The sequence below is a fragment of the Anaerosporobacter sp. genome, from assembly GCF_031551385.1.
GTDB lineage: Bacteria > Bacillota > Clostridia > Lachnospirales > Lachnospiraceae > Anaerosporobacter.
The window spans coordinates 1-25,992 of the sequence record NZ_JAVBNS010000045.1 but is presented as its reverse complement, the minus strand read 5'-3'; the positions used below and the strand labels follow the sequence as shown (position 1 = coordinate 25,992).

General features: G+C 32.7%; 23 protein-coding genes and 1 tRNA gene. 10 read left to right on the top strand and 14 right to left on the bottom strand.

Annotated elements, in window-relative coordinates:
- Window positions 1-120 precede the first annotated feature (120 nt).
- Complete coding sequence (locus tag RMR19_RS05260; RefSeq protein ID WP_310602452.1) at window positions 121-1,686, top strand: D-alanyl-D-alanine carboxypeptidase family protein; 1,566 nt, start codon at window positions 121-123, stop codon at window positions 1,684-1,686.
- A 57-nt stretch (window positions 1,687-1,743) separates the two neighbouring features.
- Here the strand turns inward: RMR19_RS05260 and RMR19_RS05255 are convergent, their stop codons facing one another.
- The 4 genes from RMR19_RS05255 to RMR19_RS05240 form a co-directional block, all read right to left on the bottom strand.
- Window positions 1,744-2,697, bottom strand: a complete 954-nt coding sequence (locus RMR19_RS05255) for a 3'-5' exonuclease (protein ID WP_310602451.1) — start codon at window positions 2,695-2,697, stop codon at window positions 1,744-1,746.
- Window positions 2,698-2,732: 35 nt separating this feature from the next.
- Window positions 2,733-3,095, bottom strand: coding sequence for a hypothetical protein (locus tag RMR19_RS05250; RefSeq protein WP_310602450.1), 363 nt, complete (start codon window positions 3,093-3,095; stop codon window positions 2,733-2,735).
- Between the two features lie 257 nt (window positions 3,096-3,352).
- Window positions 3,353-3,721: a YkvA family protein gene (locus tag RMR19_RS05245; protein WP_310602449.1), complete on the bottom strand. Its 369-nt coding sequence runs from the start codon at window positions 3,719-3,721 to the stop codon at window positions 3,353-3,355.
- Between the two features lie 63 nt (window positions 3,722-3,784).
- Entirely contained in the window at window positions 3,785-4,324 is a 540-nt protein-coding gene (locus RMR19_RS05240) for a cysteine hydrolase family protein (RefSeq protein ID WP_310602448.1), read from the bottom strand.
- A gap of 185 nt (window positions 4,325-4,509) precedes the next feature.
- On the opposite strand from RMR19_RS05240, the gene RMR19_RS05235 reads away from it, so the two are divergent.
- Both RMR19_RS05235 and RMR19_RS05230 read left to right on the top strand, forming a co-directional pair.
- On the top strand, window positions 4,510-5,355 hold the full coding sequence (locus tag RMR19_RS05235; RefSeq protein WP_310602447.1) for a tyrosine-type recombinase/integrase: 846 nt from the start codon (window positions 4,510-4,512) through the stop codon (window positions 5,353-5,355).
- Between the two features lie 43 nt (window positions 5,356-5,398).
- Window positions 5,399-7,885, top strand: a complete 2,487-nt coding sequence (locus RMR19_RS05230; RefSeq protein ID WP_310602446.1) for a hypothetical protein — start codon at window positions 5,399-5,401, stop codon at window positions 7,883-7,885.
- On the opposite strand, the gene RMR19_RS05225 is transcribed toward RMR19_RS05230, so the two are convergent.
- From RMR19_RS05225 to RMR19_RS05195, 7 genes are all read right to left on the bottom strand, one after another.
- Window positions 7,866-8,831 (bottom strand): alcohol dehydrogenase catalytic domain-containing protein, encoded by a 966-nt coding sequence (locus RMR19_RS05225; RefSeq protein WP_310602445.1) that lies wholly within the window; start codon window positions 8,829-8,831, stop codon window positions 7,866-7,868. The two genes, RMR19_RS05230 and RMR19_RS05225, sit on opposite strands and share 20 nt — an antisense overlap.
- A gap of 35 nt (window positions 8,832-8,866) precedes the next feature.
- Window positions 8,867-10,105: a hypothetical protein gene (locus RMR19_RS05220; RefSeq protein ID WP_310602444.1), complete on the bottom strand. Its 1,239-nt coding sequence runs from the start codon at window positions 10,103-10,105 to the stop codon at window positions 8,867-8,869.
- 321 nt (window positions 10,106-10,426) lie between these two features.
- Window positions 10,427-10,825: a type II toxin-antitoxin system tRNA(fMet)-specific endonuclease VapC gene (gene vapC / locus RMR19_RS05215; protein ID WP_310602443.1), complete on the bottom strand. Its 399-nt coding sequence runs from the start codon at window positions 10,823-10,825 to the stop codon at window positions 10,427-10,429.
- Window positions 10,822-11,052, bottom strand: coding sequence for a type II toxin-antitoxin system antitoxin VapB (gene vapB, locus RMR19_RS05210; protein ID WP_310602442.1), 231 nt, complete (start codon window positions 11,050-11,052; stop codon window positions 10,822-10,824). Before vapB ends, vapC begins: the two co-directional genes overlap by 4 nt.
- 328 nt (window positions 11,053-11,380) lie before the next feature.
- Window positions 11,381-12,097 carry an ABC transporter permease gene (locus RMR19_RS05205; protein WP_310602441.1) on the bottom strand — a complete coding sequence of 239 codons (717 nt, stop codon included), beginning with the start codon at window positions 12,095-12,097 and terminating at the stop codon, window positions 11,381-11,383.
- The gene (locus RMR19_RS05200) at window positions 12,094-12,909 is read right to left on the bottom strand and encodes an ABC transporter ATP-binding protein (protein WP_310602440.1); all 816 of its coding nucleotides are present in this window, start codon (window positions 12,907-12,909) and stop codon (window positions 12,094-12,096) included. Before RMR19_RS05200 ends, RMR19_RS05205 begins: the two co-directional genes overlap by 4 nt.
- Window positions 12,906-13,709 carry a MerR family transcriptional regulator gene (locus RMR19_RS05195; protein ID WP_310602439.1) on the bottom strand — a complete coding sequence of 268 codons (804 nt, stop codon included), beginning with the start codon at window positions 13,707-13,709 and terminating at the stop codon, window positions 12,906-12,908. The genes RMR19_RS05200 and RMR19_RS05195 overlap by 4 nt, the downstream gene beginning before the upstream one ends.
- Window positions 13,710-14,050: 341 nt before the next feature.
- Between RMR19_RS05195 and RMR19_RS05190 the strand changes: the two genes are divergently transcribed.
- The 7 genes from RMR19_RS05190 to RMR19_RS05160 all read left to right on the top strand — a co-directional run bounded on the left by RMR19_RS05190 (window position 14,051) and on the right by RMR19_RS05160 (window position 23,844).
- On the top strand, window positions 14,051-15,667 hold the full coding sequence (locus RMR19_RS05190; RefSeq protein WP_310602438.1) for an AAA family ATPase: 1,617 nt from the start codon (window positions 14,051-14,053) through the stop codon (window positions 15,665-15,667).
- A gap of 97 nt (window positions 15,668-15,764) precedes the next feature.
- A complete protein-coding gene (locus RMR19_RS05185; RefSeq protein ID WP_310602437.1) occupies window positions 15,765-17,369 on the top strand; it encodes an AAA-like domain-containing protein in 1,605 nt (534 codons plus the stop codon).
- Between the two features lie 154 nt (window positions 17,370-17,523).
- Window positions 17,524-18,696, top strand: coding sequence for a right-handed parallel beta-helix repeat-containing protein (locus RMR19_RS05180; RefSeq protein WP_310602436.1), 1,173 nt, complete (start codon window positions 17,524-17,526; stop codon window positions 18,694-18,696).
- Between the two features lie 457 nt (window positions 18,697-19,153).
- A complete protein-coding gene (locus tag RMR19_RS05175; protein ID WP_310602435.1) occupies window positions 19,154-21,913 on the top strand; it encodes a cellulase family glycosylhydrolase in 2,760 nt (919 codons plus the stop codon).
- A gap of 243 nt (window positions 21,914-22,156) precedes the next feature.
- Window positions 22,157-22,432 (top strand): hypothetical protein, encoded by a 276-nt coding sequence (locus RMR19_RS05170; protein ID WP_310602434.1) that lies wholly within the window; start codon window positions 22,157-22,159, stop codon window positions 22,430-22,432.
- Between the two features lie 35 nt (window positions 22,433-22,467).
- Window positions 22,468-23,076: a TetR/AcrR family transcriptional regulator gene (locus RMR19_RS05165; protein ID WP_310602433.1), complete on the top strand. Its 609-nt coding sequence runs from the start codon at window positions 22,468-22,470 to the stop codon at window positions 23,074-23,076.
- A gap of 3 nt (window positions 23,077-23,079) precedes the next feature.
- A complete protein-coding gene (locus tag RMR19_RS05160) occupies window positions 23,080-23,844 on the top strand; it encodes an SDR family NAD(P)-dependent oxidoreductase (RefSeq protein ID WP_310602432.1) in 765 nt (254 codons plus the stop codon).
- Between the two features lie 309 nt (window positions 23,845-24,153).
- Here RMR19_RS05160 and RMR19_RS05155 read toward each other — a convergent pair.
- From RMR19_RS05155 to RMR19_RS05145, 3 genes are all read right to left on the bottom strand, one after another.
- Window positions 24,154-24,228 (bottom strand) — tRNA-Arg (locus RMR19_RS05155).
- Window positions 24,229-24,321: 93 nt separating this feature from the next.
- On the bottom strand, window positions 24,322-25,206 hold the full coding sequence (locus RMR19_RS05150; protein WP_310602431.1) for a DUF3881 family protein: 885 nt from the start codon (window positions 25,204-25,206) through the stop codon (window positions 24,322-24,324).
- A 291-nt stretch (window positions 25,207-25,497) separates the two neighbouring features.
- Window positions 25,498-25,971, bottom strand: a complete 474-nt coding sequence (locus RMR19_RS05145; RefSeq protein WP_310602430.1) for an HD-GYP domain-containing protein — start codon at window positions 25,969-25,971, stop codon at window positions 25,498-25,500.
- Window positions 25,972-25,992 lie beyond the last annotated feature (21 nt).

The window sequence follows — 25,992 nt, the reverse complement described above, 5'->3', positions numbered from 1 at the left end:
ACCAAGTGATTCTTTCTGCCATCACTTGGTATTTATCTGTTACTGTTTCAATCCAAACTGTAAACATTTTGTGTAAACAGTAACATTTATCTATTGCCTCACAAAAGGAAATAACTTATAATGGATATTATGAATGACCAAACAAAGAGAGGTAATTGCATTATTATGAAACGTATTTTAACAATGATTTTAGCAGCAACTCTGTTGCTGTCCAATATAGGATTTACGACGGTACATGCTGAAACTACAAAAATGAATTCGTCACAGACTTCAATAATTGAATTCACTGCGAATGTCTCTGCTGAAGACACTACAGACGCTTCTGATACGTCTGATAAGAAGACTACTGATACTGACTCAAAAAAGTTTAAATGGCCAAAGTTTAAAGATAGCCTTACTTCGGAAGCTGCCATTCTAATTGATGCATCTTCAGGCTTAATCTTATATGAAAAAAATGCTCACGAAAAATTATATCCCGCTAGTATAACAAAAATCATGACTACTCTAGTTGCCTTAGATAATTGTTCCTTGAATGAAATCGTTACATTCTCTCATAATGCCGTCTTTGGAATTGAGCCAGGAAGTACACATATTGCCCGTCAAGAAGGCGAGCAACTAACAATGGAACAGTGTTTATATGCTGTAATGTTAGCCTCTGCTAACGAAGTTGCTAGTGCTGTTGGTGAACATGTTGGTGGTACGATTGATAACTTTGCTGATATGATGAATGCCAAAGCAAAAGAACTTGGTTGTGAGAATACGCACTTTGTAAATGCTCATGGTTTACACAATGATGATCATTATACTTGTGCTTATGATATGGCACTGATTTCTCAGGAAGCAATGAAGAATGAAACATTTCGTAAGATTACAGGTACAAAAACATATGTTATTCCCGTAACGAACAAATGCGATACCGAATTCCCAATAGCCACACATCAACAGTTAATGCTTGGTTACAAGCTCACAAAGAAATATGATGCTTGTATTGGTGGTAAAACAGGATATACCAACACGGCTCGCAACACGCTTGTTTCGTTTGCAAGCAAAGATGGTGTGGAATTAATCTGTGTTGTAATGAAATCAACTGCTACCGATCAGTATAAAGACACGATTAAACTATTTGATTTTGGATTCGATAACTATGAGGCGTTCTCTGTAGATGAATCAGATGCTACTCTATCTATGGACAACTCTATTTTATTTACTAGATTTAACTCTATATTTGATACTTCGACTCCTTTGATTTATACAGATAACTCAAGCAACTATATCCTTCCTGTTGGTGCTTCTCAAAAGGATGTTATTCAAAGTATGAACCTATATGACACACCAAAAGTACAAAGTAACAATGAAATTATAGGTGATATCACATATACATTTGATAGCAAGACAATAGGTAAGCTTAATATATACTACTCCGCATCGGATAAACCCACATTAGAGTCTGTCGCTTTATTAGATAGTGGTACAAGTACAGACGAGTCTGTCACAAGTACATTAAGCTCTGCCGTATCTGCTAAGGCAAAGAAAGATATTAAACCATTTATAATCATTGGTGTTATCGCTGTATTTATTATATTGTTCCTTATCTATTATTTTACTATTGTTTACCCACGCAAAAAGCGTAGGAAAGCTTATTATCAAAAGAAATTTGCACGACATTTTGATGATTTTAATCTATAAAAATATAGCCTTGCAAATGTTAGATTCCATTAACATTTACAAGGCGTTTCTTTTTTCCTATATCACTTTTAATCGTTTTTCTTTTTTTCTTAATTTCGCTTCTGTATATCGTTTCATTAATAATCCCGCATCTTCTTCATTAACGGCTTTCACCACTTTAACAGCATATACGTTATTATTCGTTGCCTTCTTAATTCGAATTTTATTCTTAATGTATCCATGCTTTTTACAATATCCTAAGCTATAATATGTTTTAGAATTGGTTGTAAACCATCGAATCTTCTTCGCAATTCGTTGATTACAAGTATGGCATATAATACCATTGATATCTTTGCTCTCCATAATAGCTTCTTTCGATTCAAATTCCCTTGATATAAACTTATAATACGTTTCGTAATATAGATGAATCTCTTCTTCTTTTGTCTTTGGATTATGAAAGCAATCTATCGAATAATAATTATCTACGATATCATGATCCAACATCTTAAAAATCTCTGCTGTATATTTTGCGTCTACATATGCCCTATGGAATTCTTCCGTCTTATCAAGCTTCACTACATCTACTGCAAACTCCAGTGTTCTTGAAACTCGATCTTCATAGTAACACATTGCAAACAACTTTTGAACATCGTAAAATACAATAGGGTTATCAATGTACCCATCCATGGCATAGTAGTCCAGATTCCTCTGTAACTCTATTAAATCCATGTTCCCCCATGTTGCAAAACGATAATCATCTCCACACCATGCAAAGAAATCTTTTATGACATTTTCAAATGATTCCTCTTTTAGCAAATCACTTATTTCTATATGTATAATCTCTTTGGTAATTGAATGAATTTCATTATAGATTTGCGGTTTAATTAAACGATTAAAACTGCTTACTACTTCCTTCTTTTCATTCAGTTTGACTGCTCCAATTTCTATAATTTCAAAAGGAATTTCTTTTACCTCTGTTCTTTTTCCATAAGGACTTTGATTCCATTCCAAATCAAAAACAATGTAATCCATTCTTTCACCTCCTAACTTATAAAGTGTAGGCGTTATTATTTTTTATTATTATCCTTAATAATTGCCTCTGTAAAACTCTTTTGCGCTTTTAATAATACTTCTACACTTGATTTTTGCCGACGCAATAACTCCTCTTTTGCCTCTCCAACCCTTTGATCTACTAATATATTCATTTGTTTATATTGCTCTTCTATAATATTATAATACTCCTCTTTTCTTTTATTCATCTCGTTCATAATGCAATCTAAAAGAAGATACAACGAAATCAAAAACACTACGCTTGTTCCAATTATAGAAACACTGTCTTTTCTCCATTCTAAATAGCAATAGATTTCTATTAATAACGCAAATGCAAAAAACATAATGTAAAAGGGTAATCCCAAAATTTTTTTTCTCATACGTATCACCTATCTTTCGTTATTATATAACATTTCGTCTTAGCGTATGCATGTTTTGTTACTTGTTAAAAGGTTTCGACCAAATGGTTCGAAACCTTTTTTGTTTCCGTATTTTATCATAACATTTTTTTGGTAGAATTCCAAGATTTATATTCATTAGAAACATGAGTTAGATGCAATAGTCACCAGCATATTACACCGTTCTGTACAGTCTCTCACATCTTTTTCCGTGACACCATAAAATGTATAAAAGAACATTAATTAATAAGGACTTTAATAATCAGCCAAACAATTAATAACCATATAAGTACGATTGGAATTGCATAAAACCATTTCTTAGGTTTTCCATCTTTCCATAGATTCTCTGCCTGTTTACGATTCTTCTCAAATACTTCTTTTGGTATAAACCTTACTGTCAACGAAACCAAAACTGGCAATAAAATCACATCATCTAAATACCCCAAAACTGGTATAAAGTCAGGAATCAAATCAATTGGCGAAAGAGCATAGCCAATCGTTATGCCTGCAAATATCTTTGCAATAATAGGTGTCTCCTTATCTTTTAATGATAAAAAAATAGCAGGAATATCTGCTTTTAACTTTTTGGCACGGTTTTTTAAATCCATCTTTACGTCTCCTATGTGATTTTTTTCTGTTTTTCTTCCTTATCGTATCTCTATCTTATATTTCTATTTTACGTTTCCGTTTCTTTTTATTTTTTTTATTACCTCATCTACCGAAATACACTCAGCATATCTGTCTTTCCAGATAAACTCATTATAATACTTATAGCTCTCTCCACCTGTCATAAATAAATTATCTACCGTTGAATTTGCGTTTTCTGGAACAATTACGTGAAGACCATGTTCAAATGCACATTTAATACTGGCATCAATGCAATACTCTGTTTGAAGCCCTACGATAACAACCTCTTTTTCTTTTTTTGTGTTCAGATATTCTAATAAACCCGTATCTTTAAATGCACTATTCACTGTTTTATCATATATTTTTTCATCTGGTTGCGGTTTGAATTCTTCATATATTTCAAATCCTTCTGTACCTTTTGTTAATTCATTTTCTGCACCATCATCATGACGAACATAAATAACCTCTATATCATTTAGTCTAGCTACGTTTATCAATTTTTTTATATTACTAACAAAAGCCTCAAAATTGTATAGCTTATTATTTGTTATTAGCTTTTGTGTATCAATTACTAGTAAGACCATATTGTCCTCCTTAGAATTCTGACTTTTATGTAGAGTAATTATAACATTTATGTAGGAACAATTCTATCTGCTTTTGGCTTTTTAATGTAGGTAGTTTTTGTGAGTAGTATTTTCTAAAAATTGAGGGATAGAGAAATTTATAACTAACTACTCATAATAGTAAAAAAACAAGGAGCGTACTATTTATGAATACTTTAGATAACTGCATCATGGAATACATAGAATACTGCAAATACAGAAAGAGACTAGACCATAAAACCTTAAAAGCTTATAAAATCGATTTAGAGCAATATAAACCTACGACTGTAAAACGAAAAATTGCCAGCTTAAAATCATTTTTTCATTATCTTGAATACAAAGAGCTTTTAATTGAGAACCCATTTGACAAGTTAGATATTCGTTTTCGAGAAGCCAAACTTTTACCCAAAACAATTTCCTTTCAATCTATACAAAACTTTTTGTCCATACTATATGCACAAAAAGAGCAAGCACAATCTGATTACCAATTGCGTTGCTCAATCCGGGATATTGCTGTTATTGAATTACTATTTGCTACTGGAATGCGTATATCTGAACTTTGTTCCCTTAAACCAACAGATATTGATTTTGAAAACAATACTATATTGATTTATGGAAAAGGGGCAAAGGAACGAATTCTACAAATTGGCAATCCTGACGTTCTTTCTGCTTTACTACTATATCAGAAACACTTTAAGTCTGATATTGATGCTTGTGGCTATTTTTTTGTGAACAGACTACAACACAAATTGTCCGATCAGTCTGTTCGCTTTATGATAAATCATTATGTAAAACTTGCAGGAATCAATCAGCATATCACCCCACATATGTTTCGCCATTCTTTTGCTACTCTTTTACTAGAGCAGGATGTTGATATACGGTATATTCAACGTATGCTTGGACATAGCTCGATTAGCACCACGGAAATATATACTCATGTATCTAATGTTAAGCAGAAAGATATTTTGTTTAATAAGCATCCTCGAAACCTTATGAGGGTTAATGAAGGATAATATATGATTATTATTACAACATAAAGTATAATAGGAGATACCAATGAAAGATTACTTACCTACCATTTTCAAAAGTCCTACAAAAGAATTTGTAAATCGAACAGAAATTCGGAACATTATAATGCAAGAATGTGAACAAAAAATACAAAAGAAAAATTATTTTAAAACAATTGCTATTTATGGTATTGGAGGTATTGGAAAAACACGTTTAATCGAAAAAATTAAGGAGACAATTCAGAATAGTTCATACAAAAGGAAGATAATACATATTTCATTTGAAATTGATAAGAACCAACAAAGTCTTGACAATTTAATAAAAATTAGAAAAGCTTTTTTAAAAAGTTGTCCAATATTCGATTATGCATTATTAGTTTACTGGGATAAGAATCATTCAGAAGTACTTAATAAAGATTTTATGAATCATCTTAAAAATAATTTCTTTACAAATTCTTGTGATATATTAATAGAAAATTCCGAATTACTTTCAGGGGTGGTTCCTGGCTTGGAAATTTTATCTAAAACTCCTTCTGTGAGTAGTATTTTTGAAAATGTTAACAAAATTATTAATATTATAAACAATACAGAACATAGAAAGTTAATTGAAAATATACCTAGTATGCCTGATTCAGAATTAATTAATCTTATGCCTATATATTTAGGATATGATATCAGAAGATATATGGAAAAAAATCCAGAAGAATATACTATTTTTATTTTTGATTCTTACTATCAAAGTCAACCTTATTCAGAATCACAGGAGTGGTTATTGAAATTAATAGGTACAATTCGACATGGTCTATTTATTGTTACAAGTCGAGAAAAGTTACAGTGGTTAGATAATAATGATGATATGTACATATATCAATTAAAGTCATTTCCAGAAGATGCTGCCCGCGAGCTACTAGAACACTATATTTCTAAAAAAGAATCTGAATTAATTGACTCAATAATTGATAGCACTGAATGTGTTCCTATTTATATTAATTTAGCAATAGAAGTATACAAAAAAGAATACTCTAATAACCCTGAAGTAATAGTAAAAAAGTCACTTTTTCAAGATAGAAATCTTTTGGTAAATCAGTTTATTAATCATATGAATTCGCAATGGCAAGAAACACTATTGAGTCTTTCTGTTATTAGAGTTTTTAATCAAGACATTTTTAATCATTTAATAAAAGAACAAGGACTTTCCTGCCCAGTAACAGATTATTATGACATAATTAATGTAAGCTTAATTAACTATATTGAGAATTCAGAGGAACTCATTAAATTACACGATGTATTTAGCAAAAATGGTGCTTGTGTCTTAAAGCTTAATGCCAGGTTGCATATTTTTAGAATATATTTAAAATATCTAGCAAAAAGAACATTTTATGTAAATGATACATTATCTCTAACTTCAAAAATCACTTTATTTTTAAATATTCTTACACTAGAAGAGGAATTTTCCAAGGAAACAACACTTGAAATATCAGATTGGGAATTAACATTAGATATATTTTTTGAGTTGTATGATATGAAAGCATCATTTTCTCCCCCTAAACCATGTTCACTCTATGCTGATGATTTCAATGACATATTATATTTAATCAATTCTATTCATCATAAAAGTATTAGTACACTGGAGTCTATTAAACAATTTGAATCAGTGAAAACTCCGAAGATATTTGGTAAACACGAAAAATCTTATTTACTCTTAATGAAATACGCTATTTCACTTTTGGGTGAATATGACGAATGGTATTTACTGTTATTAGAGCTAAAGGAACAACTAACGCAAGAAGATGAAGGACAATGGTATGATATTAGAATAAAATTGTATTTAATTGACTATTGGATCATGGATGGTTCATTTAAAGAAGCGTGTCAATCACTTATTGAATTGAAAGACAAATTACCATATAGCTACTTTTCAGCAGAAAATGTATTACACATATTTCGATATATGGGACATCTATATCGTTTTAATCTTTTTTGTGAGAAGGCCATTTTATCTTACAAGGAAGTCTTAACAAAGCTACAAGAGTCCCATATGATTAATGTTTATATTCAAACAAATTTATTCGAAACAAATTGCTACTTTAATCCTGAATATATAGATGAACATTTTGATGAGACTCTTAATTGGGCTCAAAAACTTAAGCATAAAAAAAATATTGGTAAACTGTATTATTCAAGAGCAATCGCAAGAATTGTTAAAGGTAATTTTAGTGGTGCATTGGAAGATATTAATGAAAGTCTTAATATTAACCAACAAGATGGATATAAGTCGGGCGAATTATTTGCATACATGGCGCAATCATATCTAAATTATGCACAAAATGGGTATGTTTTACCTGAAACAGAAATAGTCATAGAATCTTTACTAGAGCAAAATCATGTATATGAATTTTTCCGCCTACCATTATTTCTAATGGCCAATGATATCAATAACGCAGAAAAAATGCGTATTAAATACAAATGGCTGGATTTTGATTATACAGTGGCTCAATATAACAAGTTTTTAACTATTATTCGTCCTCAAAGATAGTAGAGACCATATTAATAATTTGCTTATTTCCAGCTGAGTTATTTTTACATTTAAATGCCAATTCAATATCGTTAAAAATTTCAAGCATATTATCATCAGAGCTTTTCCATTTATTTTGGATAAGCTCCATAGCATTTTTTATATTTTGCGTCTCACCATTTCTGAGGGGAAATATAGCATTAAGTTCTTTTTTACATATTTGCTCATAGATGAATGAAGTATTTAGACCATATAAATGACTCATAATACAAACTTGTCCTCTTGGTTTACTTGCATATAGTGCATTAGAGCAGCCTTGAATACTGTTACTACAATCAATAACTATATCAAATGTATTTGCTACTGTGCTAATGCAAGGTCGAATGCGAAAGTTATTTATAAGATTTTCCAAACGATTACTATTATTTTCACAGACAAATACTTGGTTGAAACAAAGCACTCTTGTAAGATAAAAACAAAAAAGCATTCCAATACTTCCACCACCTAATATTAATAGTGGTTCATTTTTACTTAAATTAATCATCGAAATTGCATGAAGTACACATGATAGTGGTTCAATTAAACATGCTCTTGGAAGCCATTCAATGATTGGAATATGGTAGAGATACTTATAATGTATGTTTGCATAATTAGAAAATCCGCGATTAGTAAAGAGACTGTCATTATTTCGAATACAAAGATGCGACTGATTTGCTTGGCAATAGCTACATTTTCCACACCGAAAGTTAAAATCTGAAATAACTAAATCTCCAATTGAAAAAGTAGTAACTTTTTCTCCAAAATCAATTACTTCTCCAACCCATTCATGTCCAAGTGAAATTGGATATATATTTCTTCGACCAAGATAAGTAGAATAATCTCCACCACATATGCTACAATACAGATACCTTATGCATACAAATTCAGCATCTGGAGTAAATAAATCTTCTTTATGTTTTTTTATCATAAATGGTTCGCTATGATAGAATACTGTGTTTTTTATCATTTTTTATGTTCATCACCTTTTATTTTATGTATAAAATCTACTGTGTTTATCTTTAATTTATCAGAATATCCCTCATGATATGCCTTTCCTATTAATGCACCTAATAATGGAATGTCTTGTTTGGTAAGACCACTTATTGTTGCAGCAGACATACCCAAGCGTAAACCATATCCAATATTATAGGGAAGAAGACGATAATTTGTTAAGATACCCAATCTCTCTAATATCAGAAATAAATCAAAGGTCTTTTCTTTGCATGGTGGTTTTATCCAACAATGATGAGTTGGAGGTTCTGATAATTTTGTATTACGTGAAACAATAGGAACATCATTTACCATTAGTTCATAATCAAGAGCAAGAGCATTTTTAAGCATGTTTTGGGATAAATTGTGTAATTCATCCAGATGCCCCAGTAAAAGACCAGCAGAGTAAATAGAAAAAACATGCATATTAGATACATATGTACTAATACCAGAACGTAATTTTTCCCAATATTCATTTTTTACTTTTGTACATACAAAGGCTCTTTGTGGTCCAGGAAGATTTTTGTGCATACTAGATAATATTAAATCAAATCCCATATCAAATGGATTTTTATAGTCTCCACATATAATATTAGTCAAATACTGTGACGCATCAAATATTTTATAGCAGGAAGTACATTCATTTAGCCAAGAAAAATCTTCATAGTCTATACCTTCGCTTCTATCAATAAAAAGAATTTTGGGCTGATAACAGTCTATCATTTGTTGGCACTTTTCTTTGTCAATACACCTATTTTCTGTATCAAAAGGTATTTCTTCAATCTGTAATCCCAAGCGTTGCAAAATAGCTTTTCCAGATAAATGCCCACCAGCTTTTTCAGGAAGAAGCATAACCTTATCACCTATGTTGGTAATACTCATAAAGAGTACAATATGAGCATGTAGTCCTGATAAAAGACGCATAGAAAGCTTTTCAGCACCCAACAAATCAGCCCAAAGTTCATATATATTATTTATATCCTTGTTAATCGAATCTCTTCCACTAAATTGTAATTTTGATTGAAATTTGCTGTCAGTGTCACGAATGCTATCTGTATTGTATAAACCATGCAAAAATGAGTTACAAGGCATAAGAATATCATCTGGTGGTATATTTTCAACTGGGTTTAATATTAAGGTATCTTGAAATATTTTTTTTTGATTTTTTAGAGACTCATATAAATACGGTATTTCTTGATTTATACTATTCATTATTAAGTCCTCCATTTCATCTTATTTAATAAATAATAATCATATATTATCCTTCATTGTTTTTTATTTTTTTGTAATGATTTAACATGTTATAAATTGGTAAATAACATCATATTTCATTATATCATATATCCACTCTATATTTTGTCGAATTTTACTGAATAAATATTATCTTTCGTAACTTTTTAGGCCTCCCCCTGTTCAAATAATAAAATCAAAATAGACTAAAATAGCATTCTTAATGATTTTCAGATAATTTCCAGACAGATCTTCACATTTAAAGCAGTCTGAGATATTTCCAAAAACAATACATCATTATTCCTACGCCCAGTCTTCCACCACCAAACCTTCTACACGGATAAACTCTCTTGTGTTATTTGTAACTAAAATAAGTCCTTCCGCTTTTGCATGTCCAGCAATCTGCATATCCATTGGACCGATTGGAGTACCTTTTCTCTCAAGATTTGCTCTAATCTTTCCATACTCCTCAGCAGCATAGCAGTCAAATTCCAAAATCATAATAGATGATAGAAAAAGAGTCATAGCAAGCCGATTCTTCTCTCTTGCTTGACTCTTTTCAACACCATGCATCAATTCTGCATAAGTAATTGCTGAAATACACATCTCATCCGGACTATGTTCCAAAAATTTTTTAATTACAGTTTCTGGTTTATGCTTGATGGCATAAATACAGATATTTGTATCTAGCATATATTTCATAGTGTTTCACGCTCCTGCACAGCAGGCTGTTCACGCCCCTCAGCCATAAAATCCTCTGTGAAAAGACTCAAACTGCTTAGAAAACCTGTCCATTTGTTTTCTTTTGGAATCAGAATCACAACATCACCAATTTTATTGACTGCTACCTCTTCTCCACTAAATCTGCATTCCTTCGGAAGTCTCACTGCTTGGCTTCTTCCATTTTCAAATACTTTTGCTGTCATCATGTTTATACTCCTCCTTATACTTTTAGTATATATCAAGGTATATATTTCGTCAAGGGTAGAATATAAAAAATGCGGAATTATTTTACTATATCATGCACGATAAAAATAATAGAAATAACAATCGGAACTTAATACATATTTTGATGTTAATATGAGCCTTACCAAAGAAGGAATTGCTAGAATGCTTGAAGAGTACGAGACTGACTATCATACTACTATGAATATTGATGAAATGGCTACACTCCTCTATGATTATACATCCGGTACATAGGTATTTTCACCAGCTCTGCTGGTGGGAAAGCTATCTTATTCATAATATATAAACCTTTTATCTCCTCACGATCCTCACCAACACCCAACCACACACCATAACAAAAACCAAAAGTATCACTATCAAAGGAATTAAAAAAGCAACCTCAAACTTTTCACATGTCATCAACCTATATCCCCACGTAGCAGGAAGCACTTTACCAACCTCCTCAAATCCTTTCGGTAACATCTCTATAGGAAACATAATTCCCGACAGCATGATTGACGGTAAAAAAACAATCTGCGAAATCATAGTAAGTTTCGATATATTTTTTACCAATACCCCCAAAGCACTTCCAATACTTAATGTTGTGGCAATGAATACGATAAGAGAGCCAACATAAACAGGTAGATTTTTAGGAATTGTTGCATTAAAAGTAATCGGAGCGACAACCAATATGATAATGCTCATCATGAATAGATGTATAAATGCTGATATAACATGCGTAACTACACCTAAGAATAGTGGCACACCATTAACTTTGTATACATTTTTTATATTGCCACCATAGATCTCAACAAGTGGCGGTGGTAAACCGATCAGAGCTCCCATTGAAACACCGAATACGGTCATTGACTGTATAATTGTATGATGAGCTTCTGGGTTAATCGATGTGAAGATTCCACCCATAAAGGCAAAAAACATTAAAGGAACTAAGTAACAGGTTATCAGCATCGTTTTGCTTCGTATATCCAATTTCCATTGTAATGCAACTCCATATAAAAATGCGCTCATTCACCATTCCCCCTTGCTATATTGATAAAATGCTGTTCCAGTGTTCCTCTGTCTATTTTGATATCTAATACTGCAATCCCCCTACGCTTGTAATCTTTAAGCTGAGTTAGCATTGTGTCATTGATGTTGTTGGACTCAAAACTCTCAACTCCTTGCTCAGTCTTTATGTGGATTGTACAGCAGCGTCCAATCTTTTCAGTCAATTCTTCAGCCGTACCAATAAATGCGATATTGCCATCTTTCAGTATCGCAATGCGGTCACACAAGCTCTCAACCTCTGCCATATCATGGCTTGCCATAATGATGGTCTTTCCATTTTCCCTTAATTTACGAATTTCTTCATGAAGCGATATTCTCCCCTCCACATCAAGTCCAGCCGTAGGCTCATCAAGAAACACAATGTCTGGATTGCAGATTAAGGAGAGTGCTAAATGCAAACGTCGTTTTTGCCCTGTTGACAATTCCTTATACTGCTTCTTTACAAATGCATCAATACCAAGAGCCGTAAGCATCCCACTATCAATTTTCACTTTATTCCATTTTGCAAATAGTTGCACAGCCTCTATTGCTCTAATATGCTCAGGAAGTGATGCTGATTGCAGTTGAATTCCCATCTTGCCATTTACTACAATATTGCCACTATCGTATCCTCGTAATCCTTCAATGCACTCAAGAGTTGTCGTTTTACCTGTACCGTTTACACCGAGTAATGCAAATATTTCACCTTTTAAAACATTAAAATTCAAACCATTTAGCACGGTATGATTGTTATAGCTTTTTTCTAGTCCTTCAACTTGTATGGCATAACTCATTTTGTTCCCTCCCCTAGCGGATCATAACCCAATGCTATAAAATAAGCTCCGAGAGCTGGTTTGATAAATCTTTCCGCACTATTTTGTTTTTCCTTCCACTTATTATCTAAACCAACAGGCTTTTCAGAAAACTCCATAAGCTTAGGTAGCATACTCATATCACCACCGGTAAACTCCATAATCATATCCCAATACTTCTTCGCAAACGCTTGCCCTTTATGACTTTCAGGCAATATGTTGTCCTCTTGATATTGTATCGCCTCATCCGATAAACGATTGAACATATCAATAAAAGCCAATCCACTTTCTTTATCAAAATGCCCCCGAATATGTTCAAGAGTACTTTCATCAAAATGTTTAATCAACCAGTAAAACTCATTTTTCATTCGTAAATTTACAATAATATCAGCATATTTTTTAAAATCCACTGATTGCATTTGCAGCACTTCTGCTTTTAATCCCTCTACTGCTTCCAATGATTCTAGTAGACTCTTCATCTTTTCACGAATACTAGCTGCCTGTTCTGTAAGTACATGTGCAACCTCAGCAGGAGTATCAAGAGAAACCAACTTATCTCTTATATCTTCGAGTGAAAATCCCAAAGACTTCAATGATAATATTTGATGAAGCTTTATCATATCCTTATCTGTATAAAGTCTACGCCCACCTTGACTCTCTGACGATGGAGAAAGCAAACCTTCTTTATCGTAATATTGTAACGTGCGAACGGTAGTCCCCATCTTTTTTGCAATCTCACCTACAGTCATATATCCTTTAGGAATTCCCCCATCTTTGCTCATAATAAAAACACCTCCCATTTGTATAATCGCATTATAACATCTTACGCTACGTCACGAGCAAGCCTTTTTAGAAAATAATTCTTTGCATTTCAGCAATCTGCATATCCATTGGACCAATTGGATTACTTTTTCTCTCAAGGTTTGCTCTAATCTTTCCATATTCCTCAGCAGCCTAACTGCCAAACTCCCCAGTCTTTATTATACTTTTTTACAAAGCAACATTTTCCCAACCCCTTACTTTACTAATCCCCCCTTCTATGATAAGATGAAACCACGTTGTATCATGGTAAATCTATTACCATCTTCTCAACATAATGAATGTCCAAAAGGAGTGTATGCACATGGGAATGTTTCTAAATAGTATCATTCCATACGAACGATACAAGAATATCTCTAAAACAAGATTTTTTGTTGATAAAACACCACTAATTGATGAAATTATTTCGGCAGTAACAATGGATGGTCAACAGTATCTTTGCATTACTAGACCACGTCGCTTTGGTAAGAGTGTTATGGCCAATATGATTGGAGCATTCTTTGGAAAAGTATTTGATGGAAAAGATATATTCAATACACTTAAAATATCTGAGTCTGAAAATTATAAGAAACATATAAATCAACATAATATAATTTATATTGATTTCAGTGAGATTCCCGAAAAATGTTCATCCTATGATGAATATATTTCCAGATTTTTAGATGGTTTAAAAAAAGATTTGCATGACGCATATCCACAAATAGTAACGGATTCACATAAAGCAGTCTGGGATATTTTAACGGAGATATTTCAAAAGACAATGCATAGATTCATTTTCATTATAGATGAGTGGGATGCCCCTTTTCATATGCCGTTTATTTCCAATGAAGACCATCAAAAGTTTCTTATATTTCTAAAGGCATTGTTCAAAGATAAAGTTTATGTGGAATTTGTCTATATGACAGGTGTACTTCCAATAGCAAAATACTCCAGTGGTTCGGAGTTGAATATGTTTTTAGAATATGATATGGCAATGTCGGAAAGATTCAGCGAATATTTTGGCTTTTCAGACCTTGAGGTTGATACTCTATATAAAATATATGACAAGTCTGTAAAAAAAGCAAAAATCACCAGAGAAGACTTACGTATATGGTACAATGGCTACCACACTGCTGCTGGAGAACGATTGTATAATCCACGCTCTATTGTAAGTTCATTGGCAGACAACCAATTGAAAAGTTACTGGACGAGTTCTGGTCCTTACGATGAGATTTTCTATTATATACGCAATAACATAGAAGCTATTCGAGATGATCTTGTTTTAATGATTTCTGGTGAAGGTGTTAAAGCGGAAATACAAAATTATGCTGCGGCATCTATGCAGTTAAATACAAAAAATGAAATTTACTCCGCAATGGTCGTTTATGGTTTGTTGACATATGATGATGAGACTGGTGAAGTATTTATACCCAATCAAGAAATTATGAATCAGTTCAAGAAACTGCTTATGTCAAAGGATTCTTTAGGCTATGTGTATCGTTTAGCAAACGAATCAGAAAAAATGCTGAAAGCAACGCTTCGTGGTGATACAAAAACAATGGCTGAAATTCTTAAATTTGCACATGATACCGAATCTCCAATCTTTTCTTACAATAGTGAGATTGAATTATCCGCTGTAGTTAATCTTGTTTATCTTGCAGCACGAAATGAATATCGTGTTGAACGGGAGGATAAAGCCGGAAAAGGTTTTGTTGATTTTATTTTTTATCCCGAACGTCGAAATGCAGATGCATTTCTTTTGGAGTTAAAGATAGATTCTACACCAGAAGAAGCGATTGAACAAATCAAACAGAAGGACTATACACTTTGTTTTAAAGGAAAACTCGGAGAAAAAGAAAAATACACAGGAAATATTCTTGCTGTAGGAATCAGCTATAATAGGAAAACAAAAGAACACTCATGTAAAGTTGAACTGCTTTAGGAACTTCCAATATCTCACTTTACTAATTAACGCTTCTATGCTAAGATGAAACCATAATTAGCGTGACATAATGAAAGTTGAGAAGGAGTGTGAAAACATGGCAAAGGTATTTAATGTGACTGGTGATTGTAAACCCGAAAAACATTACATGGTTAATATTGATGAACGCTTATTAAAAATACGAGAACTTGTCGATGATGGAAAATACTTTACAATTAATAGAGCACGACAGTATGGAAAAACAACTACACTACGAGCTTTAAATCAATCTTTGCAGAAAAATTATTATGTCGTTCTAATGGACTTTCAGACATTTGGAAATGCAAAGTTTAAAAATGAGAATATATTTTCTATTACATTTTCCAAAATTTTTCTACGCGGATTGAAAAGAAATACGCTTTCCCACCATAAGGAATTTGAGACTTCTATCTGTCAACTAGATAACATTGAAAAAGAAAAACAAAAAACCTTTGAATTAACGGAACTTTTTGAAGAACTTAGTGCGATTTGTAGCACTTCAGATAAACCAATTGTACTAATGATTGATGAGGTTGACAGTGCAACCAATAATCTGGTCTTCTTAGACTTTCTTGCACAACTTCGGGCATATTACATTGATCGAGATGTTCAACCAACATTCCACTCTGTTATTCTAGCAGGTGTATACGATATTAAAAATTTAAATCGAAAGTTTCGTTCGGATGATGAACATAAAACTAATAGCCCTTGGAACATTGCTACCGATTTTGATGTTAATATGAGTCTTACAAAAGAAGGAATTGCTAGAATGCTTGAAGAATATGAGGCTGACTATCATACTACTATGAATATTGATGAGATAGCTACACTTCTCTATGATTATACGTCTGGGTATCCTTTTCTTGTATCTCGATTGTGCAAACTTATCGATGAGGAGGTTGGAAAAGTTACCGAATTCCATTCCCAAGATACAACGTGGACCAAAAACGGATTTAACGAAGCCGTTCGGATGATTTTATCGGAAAAAAATACTCTATTTGAATCCTTAATCGGAAAACTAACTAGTTATCCAGAGTTGAATTCCATGCTACGCTCTCTACTATTTACTGGAAAAAGCATTGTTTATAATTCAGATGAGCCAGCAATTGATACTGCAACGATGTTTGGGTTTATTAAGAATCAGCACGGCATAGTGGCTATTGCAAATCGTATTTTTGAAACACGCCTTTACAATCTATATCTTTCAACAGCAGAGATGCAAGGACAGGATATTTATAAAGCATCTCTGCAGGATAAAAACCAGTTAATTGTAGATGGGCATCTGAATATGTGCCTAATTCTTGAGAAGTTTGTCGTGCATTTTAACGATTTGTATGGTGATAGTGATAAAACCTTTGTGGAGGATGAGGGCAGAAAATACTTCCTGCTTTATCTAAGACCAATTATCAATGGGACTGGAAACTACTACATCGAATCTCGTACCAGAGAGCTTCGAAGAACCGACGTAATTGTTGATTATCTTGGAGAACAGTTTATTATCGAAATGAAGATTTGGCATGGTAACGAGTACAATAACCGTGGTGAAAAGCAACTTGTTGGATACCTTGATGATTACCACGTGAATAAAGGATACATGATTAGTTTTAATTTTAACAAGAAAAAGCAGATTGGAGTTCATGAAATTATTGTTGGTGATAAGACTTTAATTGAAGCAACCGTTTAATTTCTAAACTTCCTTTGTTGTCTACTTATTGTAGAACTATTGCAAAATATATTTTGTAATAGTTCTATTTTTATTATATTTTTTTAGCACTCCTTAAAGTAACATTTTTCGACAAATCATCATATAATGTACAAAACTATAAAGGAGCATTCCTATGAAACAAAAACTAATTGCTTTATTCTCAATATTACTTCTTTCCTACCTGTTTCTGCCAACACCCTGCTCGCTTGCTGCTTCACCAACTGCAACGCTTACTATAGATGGCACATTGATTGGCACGTATCCTTCTGTACAGCAGGCTGTAGATGATGTTTCAAATCAAGCGGGAAGCCAATTTGTCATAGAAATTGCATCGGGAACTGTCACTGATTCACTGGGTATTATACAACAGCCTAACAAAAATCTTACCATATGTCCTCAACAGGGAGCTACGGTTACCTTTACCAACACGATTACCATAGATGGCGATAATCATTATTATTATCCAGAAACTCTGCTGATCCAAGGGATTTCTTTTGACTTTAGCTCTAGTTTACTGCAAAACTGTATTAACCTTGCGGAACTTACAACGCCTTTCGATCATTGCTATGCGCATAATATTACAATTAACAACTGTCATTTCACAGGCATGGAAGGCTTTACTGTTGGCATTCAAAGTGTGGCAGGTGGTATGCGCAATATTGCCATTACAAACTGTACCGCCAGCAATATGCACAGTCTTGCACAACTTAAGGCTGTAGCTGGCTATGCACTGATTCAAAATTGTATTGTTACCAATTCTGAGTCAGGCGTTAATTTTTACGGAACAGCTAACCTTCTTGTTGACAGTTGTCAGTTTACTATCACAGACTATGCTGTACGTAGTGGACAGGGCTCAGGTACTATTATTAGTAGTGGTTCTGTAACCATTAATAATAGCATTTTAGAAAACAATTCTACTACTGACGGCGTTATTGTATTACGAGGTGATAGTAGCCCAAACATCAATATTCTCCACTCCATTCTTACAGCTTCTGGAACAGATGGTAAGACGGTACAAAATCTAAATGCTACAAGGATTTCGTCATATAAAATCTCTTTTTTGGAGACCGACATAAATGGTTTGATTTCTGACATTGATACTTCGACTATTACTACAATCGATGATCCAAACATACCAAATGGCCCTATCAATCTTAACCCCCAACCTGATTATGAATGGCTACTCATTTTTTTAATTATACTTTTCACAGTGCTAATCATTCTTGTCATTATCGATATTATTTTAACCATTCTACGCCGAAGACCTCATTGTCCTTGTTGCTGTCCTCGATGTAGAAGATGCTAGTCACTATAATAGGTTAACCATATATAAATTGATTTAAAGATAGTGTTCATTCAAACGATTGAGCACTATTTTTGTTACTATCCAAGAAGTTAGTATATAATTGATTTATTCTATAAATTTTTAGCGTAATTCACAATTTTTATATGCATGAATTTCTATATTTCATAATGATTCTATGTATCTTTAAACATTATGAACAAAAAACATAAAAAAACACTGGACATAGCATACATTTTGCTTTATTATAGTAAAGTGACTGAACAAACTAACATATTGTTTTGTCACTTTAAAATCACTTTTAATTGAAAGATATCCTTACTTATGAGGGGAATAAGGAAGGTATGGGGTTGCTTTATTTTTCAATAATGTTGTTAACTAATTTACTAGCAATGTGAGTGATTTTAACCCAAAAGGGAATTTAATGTTTATACCCAAATTATATCGAGGAGGATTCATTATGAAAAAGAATTTCTTAAGGAAGTTTGCATTTGTGCTGGTTTTTATTTTATTTATTACAGGGCTTACACCAGCAACACTTTCCGAAGCAGCCAGTGTACAATCTTTAAATGCAACTTCTAAAACATTAAACGTTGGTAAAACCTTCGATTTCAATGTTAAAGGTAAAGTAAGTAAGTCCAAATATGTTTGGACATCAAGTAACACAACGGTGGCTAAAGTAAACAAGAGTAATGGTTTAGTTACTGCCATGGCTCCAGGAAAAGCTACAATTACTTGTAAGATTACTCTACCTACTAAGAAAACAGTTTCTTTAAAGGCTACTGTTACTGTAAAACTACCTGCAACTGGTGTTACAGTTAATAATTCTGTAGATACAGTAAAGGTTGGTGTAGATGTTTATGATTTTAATAGAACTCTAACACCTGCAAAATCTACTGACAAAACTTACTGGGAAATTGATAATGCATCAAATACTGCTGGTGCAACTATGAAATTAGATGGAACAGTAACTACTACTCAAGCTGGTGAATTCAAATTCAGAGCGGTTACTGCTGCTAACAGAACAAATTATGAAGCTGGCAAAACTACAGCAACATCTTCTTGGTATACAGTAAAAGTTCCATTCGTTATGGAATCAGTAAAACAAATTAGCAAAAATGAAATCCAATTAACTTTTAATTCTAATGTTAAAGAATTACTTAGTTTAAGTGATTTTAATATTACATATACAACAATTAATCAAGAAAACATTAGTGATATAAAATATTCAGACAACGGAAAAGTAGTTACTCTTACTATCTCTTCAACATTTATCTATGGTTTGGATTATACAATCACTTGTAAAGAATACTCTAAAACATTTACAGGATCAATTGCTGCAGAAATTGACAACACTACTTCTCCAAGTACTCCTGATCCAGAACCAATCGTTACACCAGATCCAGTAATAATGACTTCTCTTGAATATTCAGCCGCAATGGCTCCTGGTTGGAATCTTGGTAATTCCTTTGATTCCTTTGATACTGGTGGTGATAAAGGAGAAATATCATGGGGTAACCCAGTTGTAACGAAAGATGTAATCCGTGCCGTAAAAGACGCTGGATACAATAGTATTCGTATGCCATTTACTGCATATATGAGAACTGGCGACGCTCCAGATTACAAAATTGATGAAACCTTCTTAGCACGTTATGCTGAGGTTGTTCAATGGGCAATAGATGAAGACCTATATGTTATGGTTAATGTTCACCATGATTCATGGACTTGGGTACAAAATATTGGTGCTGATGATGGCTCTGCTATGGATAAATATAAAGCTATCTGGACACAACTTGCTGATTACTTTAAAAACTATTCTGGCAAGGTATGTTTTGAATCAATTAACGAACCATATTTTGATCCTACAGAAGAACTTGATGGAGAATATAAAACTACTGCCGAAAATCTTGCTACTGAGGCATGTGTCGCTGATGATAATTGGGCTGATTACTGGAATAGATATAGTGCAAAATACGAAGAACTAAAAGAACTATATCAATTAGAAATACTAGATGAAGTTAATACGGAATTTGTAAATCTTGTTCGTGCTTCTGGTGGAATTAACGACTCTCGTATGTTAATCCTTCCAACATTAACAACGAATGATTCTGCTACTCGTTGTAACTCGCTATTAAACACTATGAATACACTTGGTGATGACCACCTTATTGCAACATTCCATTATTATGGATACTGGCCATTCAGCGCAAATATCGCAGGTGTCACAAGCATGGAACAAGACACTGATGAAGATGGTATAAAAGAGAAAATTGTAGAAGACTATATTGCAGATGCATTTTATCGAGTTCATGACACATTCATTAATAATGGTTATGGTGTAGTATGTGGTGAATACGGTCTAGTTGGTTTTGATAATGATTTAGGTACAGTTGAACCAGGTGAAGTATTAAAATACATGGAATGTGTTAATTCCTATGCAAATGATACTGATATTACTTTAATGCTATGGGATAATGGACAACATTTAAATAGAAATACCTGTACTTGGTATAATGAAAGACTTTTCAATGTATTAAAAGCTTCCTTTACTGGTCGCTCTTCTTATGCTATATCAGATCGTTTATTTATCTCTGATACTATGTTAGCTACTAATGAAGATTATACAATGGATTTATATCTAAATGGTAACACTTTAGTTACTGTAAAAGATACTGCTGGAACATTGATAGCTGATACAAACTATACTGTTTCTGGAAGTGCTATCATCTTTAAAGCAGATTATTTAAAATCTCTTACAGCAGATATCGATACATATGGAGAATGCAATACAATTACATTAGAGTTTAACTCTGGTTCAGATTGGAACATTGATGTTATCTATTATGCTGCACCAGAAGTTGTAGGTGTTACTAGAAATGATGATGGAAGTATGGATATTCAAGTACGTTACAATGGTGACTATTTAGAGACTATAGAAACTTACTATTCTAACAGTTTAGTTCCTTATGAAAAGTGCTGGTATCCATTCCCTGGTCCTAATGACTGGACAGCATTCAAACAACATACAGAGGTATACCTTTCAAATCGAGATGGAAATACTGTTACTATAAACAGCAACTTCTTTGAAAATCCTAATACTGACGAGATGGATAAATTTGATAATACATATAGATTTACCCTTCATTTCTGGAGTAGTTCTGATGTAACATTTCTGGTTAAATTAAATGCAGATGGTTCTGTAAATATTGTTAACCCATAGAAATATTATTCAATACTACCAATTTGTTACTACCATATTACTGCTCAAAAAGTGCGCTCCCATATCGGGAACTCACTTTTTTTATAATTTTTTTACATCTACTCTCTTACTAATAAAATTCATGAAAACTTCAATTTTCATATGTTATAATAAGATTATTCATTTTGATATTCATACACATTTGTAAATCTATATTGTTTTCTTCTTATAGGAACCCTTTGTACTATCTATTTAACTAGTTATATGGAAGTATATAAGAAGAACCAAGAGATGTTAAAAAGATATATTGATGCTTATTCTGTTAATGGAAATTCTGATAATCGAGAGCTAAACGATGTTCCACCACTTGATAGCAAACCACTAGAACAGTTAAATACCGATCACGTTTTTCAATTATCAACCTTTTGTTCTATAGCATTATTTGATGTAATTGATTACGGACAAAAAGATTATGTATTCAGTATTTTTTGCTTCACTAACCCACTTGACAATAATCACCATAGATGCTACTATTTATAAATGAACATTTTCTCATTTATAAAAAGAGGGTAACTATGCCAAAATCAGCGGAACGATGCAAAGAAATACGAACACAGATGAAGGAAACCATTTTACATAAATCGATGCTATATTTTGCAAGAAATGGATTTGCTGGAACTAAAATTTCAGATCTTGCAAGAAATATTGGAATTGCACAAGGAACAATTTATCTATACTTTGAGTCGAAAGAGGTTTTATATCGTGAGGTTTACAAACGTATTAACCGCGATGATGATATAAAGCAAGTAAAATATCTTTCCCTGCTTCCCATATCACCAAAAGAAAAAATACACATTATGTCAAAATCAATCTTACAAAAGTTAGAGACCGACGATAATTTTGCTGCAATCATTGCTCTAAACACACAGATGCTTTTTGAGCAGGGTTCGGATAATTCTTCATCCGATTCCACATACCAATCTTTGCTCTATAAACATACTGCCAAAATAATCAGTCAAGGACAAAAAGATGGAAGTGTCGTTTCTGGCTCACCAATAAAACTAGCCGATTACTATTGGGGTGTTGTATACTTATACTCCCTCAAAAAACTATTTACATCGAATTACGAAATGATAAGCTGCGCAGATTTGGAGCGCACTTTACTAATTGGAAAGGAAAAATAATATATGCAAAAAAGAATCGCAATCGTGACAGGAGCAAGTGGTGGTATTGGTAAAGCATTTACAAAATTAATGATTTTAGAAAACGTTGATGAGATTTGGGCAATTGCCAGAAACAAAGAAAAATTAGCACATTTACAAAATGAGTTTGGTAAAAAAATCATTCCCCTCTCTAAAGATTTAGCAAGCTCAAGTGAATTACACTCCATAGGTCAAATGCTTGAAGAAGAAAAACCTACTATTTCATTTTTAATAAATAATGCTGGAGTTGCTCGAATGGGTTTATCAAAAGACTTCGGAGTTGATGAGATACAATCTACGATTGATATTAATTGTCGTGCCTTTGCAGTGCTATGTACGTTATGTGTTCCTTATATGAAAGAAGGAAGCCGAATTATAAACATCTCATCAGCAGCCTCATTTCAACCCTTACCATATCTCAATTTATATTCTGCGACAAAAGCATTTGAAAGATATTACTCAAGAGCATTGAATGTAGAACTAAAGGGCACTGGGATTACCTCTACTGCTGTTTGCCCTAGCTGGGTTGATACGGATTTGCTAGAGAAGGAATTGAATGGCAAGAAAATTCGATTCCCGGATTTGATATCTGCAGATAAAGTTGCCCAAAAGGCGTTAAAGGATGCAAAAAGAGGAAAAGATATGTCTGTATGTAAGCTACATGTTAAGTTCGACCATCTTCTAACTAAAATTTTCTCACAGAAAGCGTGTATGAGAACTTGGCTTGGCAAAACCAAGAATTATATTTAGATAGGGACAACTGCTTATGAAAAATTACATATCCTCAGAAAGAGTCAATTTATTTGAACCTAATGTCTACATTCAATTCCTAGTAAAAATTTTAGGCGCACCCGCTGTTGATAATTTAATGGATTACTGTGAACATTATATGCTATAATTAAACGGAATAATCTACAACAAATATTATTTTGATTATATGGCAGATTGTTTATACGATCAAAGAACGACGCAAAATGAAAAGATAGAATACGCTTTCTCTAAAATATATAAAGCCGAAAACCCTGCTATCACATATACAAGGTTTTCGGCATTTTTTACTGGCGTCCCCTGCAGGAATCGAACCTGCACTTAATCCTTAGGAGGGACTCGTAATATCCATTTTACTAAGGGGACAATTATTAAACTTTATCTTAAAATTATAACCATAATTCTCGTTAAAGTCAAGATTAATGCAACTATTTACGCAATTCAATCACTCATTAACTGTTACTGCTCTGCAAAAGCAACGGTACCCTGCAACCATATGTTACCCTTAAAGCGTCTTCCTGGCTCTGGCGTACCCATCAAATCTTTCTCATTAATACATATCTCTAACGTAATATCATTGCACTCAACAACTATATTATATATGTATTCACTCGTAAATTCATTCTGTAGTTTCTTTGCTTCAATAATATTCCCAATAACCGTATAGTTATCAGACTCAGAGCCGTATGGAATAAATGTTGATTCTACAATAGAATAAACATCTTCATATCGAATTCTTCTTGATACCATTGCATATAAATCAATATCATCTATTGTCAAACTATCAATCGCCTCTTGGTTTCCCTTTTTTGCTTCTGCAATTAATTGCGTTCTTTGCTTATTTTCAGATATTAGATTTCTTTCTGTTGTGCTATCCTTCGTTGTGCCTAATAGAATTTTACCCTCTGTTGCTAAGCCCGTTAATACTACAGGGAGCGCTCTTACGTTCCAACGGTTCTTTTCCACACAGTCTATATAATCAATTGCATTTTGTAAGTAAAAGATCAATGATATACCGATTCTCAAATCATCACACATTCCTGTGTAAGCATCTGTATCAACTCTTTTATTAATAGCAATCTCTTCTCTAAGACTTACTATCTGACCTTTAAAATATGGATAGTAATGTTCTAAATGAAAGAAGCCTTTCTCATCATACTCTCCATGTACTGCAACTCCAAATCGTTCTGAGAAATCCTTCTTCAACTCAACAATTACACTATCTTTTCTTTCACTAGTTACATACTTTTCTGTAGGTTGCGTCATGACCATACTTAAAATCTGTTCTAATTCTTCTCTTGTCTTAATATTGCTAAATCCGACTGCTTTTAAATAACTATGCATGATCGAACACCACCTTTGCATAAATTTCGTTTTACATTATATTGTTATAACATTAAATCTTACATTTGTCTAGCATAATAATGTAAATTTAAATACAAAAACTGTTATACGTATCTCTTTGTTTATATGTAATACAATTTCTATCTATGAATACTATATATTCATCAATATAAACTTCGATACCTATAACAGTTATCTTATTATCTTATTCTATTATAACATGTATAGACCATTATACCTATTCTTTTTTTGTAATTTCTATAGCTAAATATCCTTTGTATCTTCAATAAATCATGTTAGTTCCTTTGTTAAATCAAGTTCAATCCAATCATCATAGTATTTGCCTGTTTCATCCATAACAAGACGTATAACCGGTCTTGTTGGACACTTTGCATTCTGTCTTAATACGATTGCAATATCCTTGTTATTCGTTACTACTGTAGATCCTGTTGGATATGCTGCGACAGACTCATTAAACAGTTTTACTATTTCATAATCAAACTTAACACCACTTTGGCTGATTATATAGTCAATTGCCTTATATACTTTCATTTTTTCACCATATAACCCATATACTAAATGATCAAACTCGTCACATAATCCTACAATTTTACTACCAATCTTAATTTTATTAGTAGTCAAATGAAATGGATAGCCACTACCATCTATTCTTTCATGATGAGAAAGTATGATATCTTTCGCCACAGCGGATAACAATGTTTCTTTTTCTACATAATTATAACCGAAGATTACATGTTTTTTCATATCTCTCAATTTATTTTCTTA

Excerpts from the sequence above, each read along its gene's own strand:
- RMR19_RS05225 (WP_310602445.1), bottom strand. The coding sequence starts at position 8,831 with ATGATAAAAAAACATAAAGAAGATTTATTTACTCCAGATGCTGAATTT.
- RMR19_RS05230 (WP_310602446.1), top strand. The coding sequence starts at position 5,399 with ATGAAAGATTACTTACCTACCATTTTCAAAAGTCCTACAAAAGAATTT.
- RMR19_RS05180 (WP_310602436.1), top strand. The coding sequence starts at position 17,524 with ATGAAACAAAAACTAATTGCTTTATTCTCAATATTACTTCTTTCCTAC.
- RMR19_RS05240 (WP_310602448.1), bottom strand. The coding sequence starts at position 4,324 with ATGGTCTTACTAGTAATTGATACACAAAAGCTAATAACAAATAATAAG.
- RMR19_RS05245 (WP_310602449.1), bottom strand. The coding sequence starts at position 3,721 with ATGGATTTAAAAAACCGTGCCAAAAAGTTAAAAGCAGATATTCCTGCT.
- RMR19_RS05170 (WP_310602434.1), top strand. The coding sequence starts at position 22,157 with ATGGAAGTATATAAGAAGAACCAAGAGATGTTAAAAAGATATATTGAT.
- RMR19_RS05195 (WP_310602439.1), bottom strand. The coding sequence starts at position 13,709 with ATGAGCAAAGATGGGGGAATTCCTAAAGGATATATGACTGTAGGTGAG.
- RMR19_RS05250 (WP_310602450.1), bottom strand. The coding sequence starts at position 3,095 with ATGAGAAAAAAAATTTTGGGATTACCCTTTTACATTATGTTTTTTGCA.
- vapB (WP_310602442.1), bottom strand. The coding sequence starts at position 11,052 with ATGATGACAGCAAAAGTATTTGAAAATGGAAGAAGCCAAGCAGTGAGA.
- RMR19_RS05165 (WP_310602433.1), top strand. The coding sequence starts at position 22,468 with ATGCCAAAATCAGCGGAACGATGCAAAGAAATACGAACACAGATGAAG.
- vapC (WP_310602443.1), bottom strand. The coding sequence starts at position 10,825 with ATGAAATATATGCTAGATACAAATATCTGTATTTATGCCATCAAGCAT.
- RMR19_RS05145 (WP_310602430.1), bottom strand. The coding sequence starts at position 25,971 with ATGAAAAAACATGTAATCTTCGGTTATAATTATGTAGAAAAAGAAACA.
- RMR19_RS05220 (WP_310602444.1), bottom strand. The coding sequence starts at position 10,105 with ATGAATAGTATAAATCAAGAAATACCGTATTTATATGAGTCTCTAAAA.
- RMR19_RS05150 (WP_310602431.1), bottom strand. The coding sequence starts at position 25,206 with ATGCATAGTTATTTAAAAGCAGTCGGATTTAGCAATATTAAGACAAGA.
- RMR19_RS05205 (WP_310602441.1), bottom strand. The coding sequence starts at position 12,097 with ATGAGCGCATTTTTATATGGAGTTGCATTACAATGGAAATTGGATATA.
- RMR19_RS05190 (WP_310602438.1), top strand. The coding sequence starts at position 14,051 with ATGGGAATGTTTCTAAATAGTATCATTCCATACGAACGATACAAGAAT.
- RMR19_RS05200 (WP_310602440.1), bottom strand. The coding sequence starts at position 12,909 with ATGAGTTATGCCATACAAGTTGAAGGACTAGAAAAAAGCTATAACAAT.
- RMR19_RS05160 (WP_310602432.1), top strand. The coding sequence starts at position 23,080 with ATGCAAAAAAGAATCGCAATCGTGACAGGAGCAAGTGGTGGTATTGGT.
- RMR19_RS05185 (WP_310602437.1), top strand. The coding sequence starts at position 15,765 with ATGGCAAAGGTATTTAATGTGACTGGTGATTGTAAACCCGAAAAACAT.
- RMR19_RS05235 (WP_310602447.1), top strand. The coding sequence starts at position 4,510 with ATGAATACTTTAGATAACTGCATCATGGAATACATAGAATACTGCAAA.
- RMR19_RS05260 (WP_310602452.1), top strand. The coding sequence starts at position 121 with ATGGATATTATGAATGACCAAACAAAGAGAGGTAATTGCATTATTATG.
- RMR19_RS05255 (WP_310602451.1), bottom strand. The coding sequence starts at position 2,697 with ATGGATTACATTGTTTTTGATTTGGAATGGAATCAAAGTCCTTATGGA.
- RMR19_RS05175 (WP_310602435.1), top strand. The coding sequence starts at position 19,154 with ATGAAAAAGAATTTCTTAAGGAAGTTTGCATTTGTGCTGGTTTTTATT.